Origin of the sequence: Streptomyces pathocidini (assembly GCF_001418495.1) — a bacterium.
In the GTDB taxonomy this organism is placed as follows: domain Bacteria; phylum Actinomycetota; class Actinomycetes; order Streptomycetales; family Streptomycetaceae; genus Streptomyces; species Streptomyces pathocidini.
Map to the genome: position 1 here is coordinate 1 of NZ_LIQY01000393.1, position 5,040 is coordinate 5,040.

The 5,040-nt window shown below is 74.6% G+C and carries 4 protein-coding genes; 2 read left to right on the plus strand and 2 right to left on the minus strand.

Annotated elements, in window-relative coordinates; translation table 11 throughout:
• Positions 1-664 (minus strand): PucR family transcriptional regulator ligand-binding domain-containing protein (locus AOK16_RS25890; RefSeq protein ID WP_169790912.1); only part of this gene is annotated, 664 nt, incomplete at its 3' end.
• 156 nt (positions 665-820) lie between these two features.
• On the opposite strand from AOK16_RS25890, the gene AOK16_RS18525 reads away from it, so the two are divergent.
• A complete protein-coding gene (locus AOK16_RS18525) occupies positions 821-2,014 on the plus strand; it encodes an MFS transporter (protein ID WP_055473348.1) in 1,194 nt (397 codons plus the stop codon).
• Here AOK16_RS18525 and AOK16_RS18530 read toward each other — a convergent pair.
• On the minus strand, positions 2,009-4,201 hold the full coding sequence (locus AOK16_RS18530) for an MMPL family transporter (protein WP_079101532.1): 2,193 nt from the start codon (positions 4,199-4,201) through the stop codon (positions 2,009-2,011). The two genes, AOK16_RS18525 and AOK16_RS18530, sit on opposite strands and share 6 nt — an antisense overlap.
• A 41-nt stretch (positions 4,202-4,242) precedes the next feature.
• Between AOK16_RS18530 and rpe the strand changes: the two genes are divergently transcribed.
• Positions 4,243-4,929, plus strand: a complete 687-nt coding sequence (rpe, locus tag AOK16_RS18535) for a ribulose-phosphate 3-epimerase (protein ID WP_055473349.1) — start codon at positions 4,243-4,245, stop codon at positions 4,927-4,929.
• Positions 4,930-5,040 lie beyond the last annotated feature (111 nt).

The following is a 5,040-nucleotide window of genomic DNA, read 5'->3' on the forward strand; positions in this document are numbered from 1 at the left end:
TCGGGATCACGGTCGCCTCGGACCCGCCGGAGAGGGTGAGCGGGCGCTCCTGGGCGCCGTCGGCGATGTACGCGGCCACCTGCCGCAGGTCGTCGGCCGACAGCGGGCAGCGGATGGCGTCCACGCACTCGCCCAGCCGGTCCACCAGGGCCACGGGTACGCGGCGCAGCCCGGCCAGCACGTTCAGCACCCCGCGCAGCCCGTGGCCCGCGGAAATGGTGCTGGTGAGTTCGTCGCTGTGCCGGAGCGCGTCGAGCAGCTGCCGCTGCCGGTGCTCCGCCTGGGCCGTGGCGACGACCTGGGTGACGGCGGTGAACGGCACGTCGATCGGTAGCCGCAGCAGCGGCAGCCCGGCCTCCCGGCAGGCGGCGGCGAGTCCGTCCGGCACGGCGGGGGTGGCCGCGCGCAGCCCGAAGACCAGGCCGCTCGCGCCCGCCGAGGCGAGCCGGCGGGCGTACGTGGAGCAGTCCTCCTCGGCCAGCCACAGCCCGTTGGTGAGAACCAGCTCGTCCTCCCCGATGTACGGCCGGGGGTCCGGGAGTTCGGTCACGTGCACCCAGCGGATGAGCCGGTCGCCGTCCCCCTCGCCGGACCCGGCTCCTGCCCCGTCCACGGCCTCCAGGCCCAGCCGGGGATGTCCCAGCAGATCACTAATGCGCAGCACGGAACGCAACGAACCACCCGGAGCGGACAGCTGTCCAACGGGACGGCCCGGCGGCGAGCGAAACCGGCCACACTGGGCGATCGCACAGTGCGCACCCCCATCGATGGACGGGCCGACACTACTCGCGGTGGTAGCCGCTCTGTTGGGATCGGTGAGGTGAACGCACCTCCCTCCGCGCTCGCCGGTGACGAGCGGTCCGCCACCCTTCTTACTCGTCCGCTGGCCGCCGTACTGCTGTGCACCCTCAGCGGGTTCGCGGGCTTCTACCTGCTGCTGCCGACCGTGCCCGAGTACGCGGTGGAGGCCAGCGGCCGGCAGTCGGCGGCCGGGCTCGTCACCGGCGCCCTGATGGCGACCACCATCGCCGTCCAGCCCGCCATGCCCCGCGTCATCGCCGCCCTCGGCTACCGCGCCACGCTGGCCGCCGGCCTGGTCCTGCTCGGCCTCCCGGTCGCCGTCCTCTCCGCCACCGCCGACCTTCCGCTGATCCTTGCCTGTTCGGCCCTGCGTGGTGTCGGCTTCGGCGCGTTCGTGGTGGCCGGCAGTGCCGCGGTGGCCGAGCTCGCCCCCGCCGGACTGCGCAGCCGGGCGGCGGGCTGGTACGGGGTCGCGACCGGGCTCGGCGGTGCGGTGGGGACGCCGTTCGGGGTGCTGCTGGCCCACCGGTTCGGCCACCCGCCGCTGTTCACGGCGGGCGCGCTCGCCCCGGCCTGCGGGCTGCTGGCCTCGCTTGCGATCGCCGCGCCCCGCCCCGCGCCCGTGGACCGCCCCCGGGTCGTGGCCGGGATCGCCCGGCCCGCGATCCTGCGCCCGTTCCTCCTGCTCACCGCGGGGACGATGGCCGTCGGCGCGGTGGTGACCTTCCTGCCGCTGGCCGCGCCGCGCGAGCCGGTGTGGCTGACACCCGCGGCGCTGCTGCTGTTCCAGCTGGGGCTGACGGGCAGCCGGTGGCTGGCCGGGCGGCTGGGGGACCGGTACGGCAACCAAGTGCTGCTGCTCCCCGCCGTGTTGATCACCGCGGTCGGTGTTCTCGGCGGTGTCGCGGCGCGGAACCCGGCCGCGCTGCTGGCCCTGCTCCTGCTGTTCGGCGCGGGGTGCGGGGCGCTCCAGAACGCCACGCTCGTCCTGATGCTGCACCGCGCCGGGCGCCGCGGTTTCAGTGTGGCCGGCGCGCAGTGGAACCTCGCCTTCGACGTCGGGCTCGGGCTCGGCGGCTTCTGCGTCGGGCTGGTCGCCCAGTCCACGAGCTACGCGACGGGCTTCGTCGTCGTGTCCGCCGCGCTGCTGCTGGTGAGTTGCGTCGCCCTGCGGGACGTCAGGGCGGGAGACGGCGAGGACGGGCGGTCATGACGGGGCCTGCGGAACGGCCGGGGGTCCTTCGGCCGGGGGCCCGTCCTCGCGGGCCAGCCGGTGCGGCCACCACATCCGCGGTCCCACGTCCAGATACAACGCCGTGACCAGCACCGACCGTACGACGAAGGTGTCCAGCAGGACGCCGAGCGCGACCGCGAAGCCGATCTCGGCGAAGCCCACCAGCGGCAGCGTGCCCAGCGCCAGGAACGTGCCCGCCAGGACCAGGCCCGCCGAAGTGATGACGGCGCCGGTCGCGGCCAGCGCGGTCCGGGTGCCCGCGCGGGTGCCCCGCCGGACGGCCTCCTCGCGCACCCGGGTGGACAGGAAGATGTTGTAGTCGATGCCCAGGGCGACCAGGAAGACGAAGGTGAACAGCGGGAACGCCGGGTCCTCGCCCGCGTAGCCGAACAGGTGCCGGAACACGAACGCGCTGATCCCCAGTGCCGCCGCGTACGAGAGCACAACCGTCGCGATGAGGATCAGCGGCGCCACGACGGCCCGCAGCAGCAGGCCCAGGATCACCAGGACGACCAGTAGGACGAGCGGGATCACCACGACGTTGTCGCGCGCCGAGGCGGCCTCCGCGTCCAGCAGGGCGGCCGTCCCGCCGCCGACCCTGGCGTCCGCGCCCGGCACGGCGTGCGCCACGTCCCGTACGCGCTCGACGGTCCGCTTCGCCTCCGGGCTGTCGGCCGGGGCGGTCAGCGTGGCCTCGAACAGCACCCGGCCGCCGTGCTCGGGGGCCGCGCCCGGCGGGATGCGGAGCGAGCGGGGCACCACGCCGGGCACCGCGGCCACCGCGCGGGCCACCGGCTCCGCCCGGCCGGCCCGCGCGACGACCACCAGCGGGTCGCCGCTGCCCGCCGGGAAGTACCGGGCCGAGACCTCCTGGCCGGTGATCGAGTCCGGTTTCTCGGTGAACGCGTCGGCGCTGCCGATGCCCTCGGCCCGCAGGGCGAGGATGCCGCAGGACAGCGCGGCCAGCACCACGGCCGTGGTCACCCAGACGGCGCGCGGCCGGCGGGCGATGCGCTGCCCGACCCGGGCCCACAGGCCCCGCTCGGTCGGCTCGGGCGAGCCGAAGCGCGGAATCACCGGCCAGAAGATCCAGCGGCCGCAGATCACCAGCAGGGCCGGGAACAGCGTCACCATCGCCACCACCGCGACCAGCACGCCGGTCGCGCAGACCGGGCCGAGCCCGCTCGTGGAGTCCATCTCGGCCAGCAGCAGCACGAACATCCCCGCGCACACCGTCGCCCCGCTGGCCACCACCGCGGGACCCGCCCGGCGCAGCGCCAGCGCCATCGCCTCGTGCCGGTCCTCGTGGCGGCGCAGCTCCTCGCGGTAGCGGGCCACCAGCAGCAGTGCGTAGTCGGTGCCCGCGCCGAAGACCAGGACGGTGAGGATGCCCGCGCTCTGCCCGTTCACGGTCAGCCCGGCGTGCCGGGCCAGCAGGTAGACGATCGCCTCGGCGACCTCGAGCGAGGCCACCGCGGAGACCACCGGCACCACGATCAGCGTCGGACTGCGGTACGTGATGAGCAGCGCCACCACGACCACGCCGAGCGCCGCGAGCAGCAGGGTCGAGTCGATGCCCTCGAAGACCTTCGCGAGGTCCGCGCTCGTCCCGGCCGGGCCCGTCACGTGCACCGACAGCCCGTCGCCCGTACCGACCCTGGAGCGGATGTCCTCCACCGCGTCGGACAGGCCCTCCCAGCTCTCCCCGGCGAGCGTGACCGGCACGTAGACCTGCGCGGCCCGCGGGTTGCCGGGGCGGTCGAAGACCGGGCCCTGCGTCAGCTCGCCGCGGATGCCGTGGCCGCCGAGCGTCTTCAGCTCGGCCACGTCCTCGGCGATCGTCCTGCGGTCCCGGTCGGTCAGGCCGCTCTCCCGGGCGTAGACGACGACGCCGGGGACGGTCTCGGGGCGGAACCCCTCGGAGAGATGGAGGACTTGGGTGGACTCGGCGCTTCCGGGGAGCCAGGACGCGGTGTCGTTCTCCTGCACCTCGTCCAGCTTCTGCGCCAGCGGCGCCAACGCGAAGATCGCCAGCGCCCAGAGCAGCAGCACCAGCCACTTGGAGCGCCGCCCGCAGACGAACCGGCCCAGGCCACGGCCCGTATCCGCGTTCGCACCCCGGTCCCGCTCGGCGCTGTCCGACCCCCGGCCCTGCCCGTCCGCCATCCCCGTCCTCCGGGAGCCGAGCGCCATGGCAGGCTTGTGCCATGGCCGTTCAGATCAACCCCAGTATCCTCTCCGCCGACTTCTCCCGCCTGGCGGAGGAGGCACGGGCCGTCGAGGGCGCCGACTGGCTCCATGTCGACGTCATGGACAACCACTTCGTGCCCAACCTGACCCTCGGCGTGCCCGTGGTGGAGTCGCTCGCGCGAGCCACGGACACCCCGCTGGACTGCCATCTGATGATCGAGGACCCGGACCGCTGGGCGCCCGCCTACGTCGAGGCCGGGGCCGGCTCGGTCACCTTCCACGTCGAGGCCGCCGCCGCGCCCGTACGCCTGGCGCGCGAGATCCGCGCCAAGGGGGCGCGCGCCTCGATGGCCCTCAAGCCCGCCACCCCGATCGAGCCGTACGAGGACCTGCTGTCCGAGCTCGACATGGTGCTGATCATGACCGTCGAACCGGGCTTCGGCGGGCAGGCGTTCCTGGACATCATGCTGCCGAAGATCCGCCGCACCCGGGAGCTGATCGCCAAGCACGGCCTGGAGATGTGGCTCCAGGTCGACGGCGGCGTCTCGGCGGACACCATCGAGCGCTGCGCCGAGGCGGGAGCCGACGTCTTCGTCGCCGGCTCCGCCGTCTACGGGGCCGGCGACCCGGCCGAGGCCGTGCGCGCCCTGCGTGCGCAGGCGCGCGAGACGCTCGCGGGCGCGGCCTGGGCGTGCGCCCACTGACCGTGCGCTACCACGGGACGTCGGTCCGATGAACGCGGAACGGCAAGGCTGATCGGCCACCGCGGGGTCTGACAGGATGAGCAGAGGGCTCTCCCGGCCGCGGCCGGGACG

Bases quoted from the DNA above. Each gene is read 5' to 3' on its own strand.
- AOK16_RS18530 (WP_079101532.1), bottom strand. From the start codon at position 4,201: ATGGCGGACGGGCAGGGCCGGGGGTCGGACAGCGCCGAGCGGGACCGG.
- rpe (WP_055473349.1), top strand. From the start codon at position 4,243: ATGGCCGTTCAGATCAACCCCAGTATCCTCTCCGCCGACTTCTCCCGC.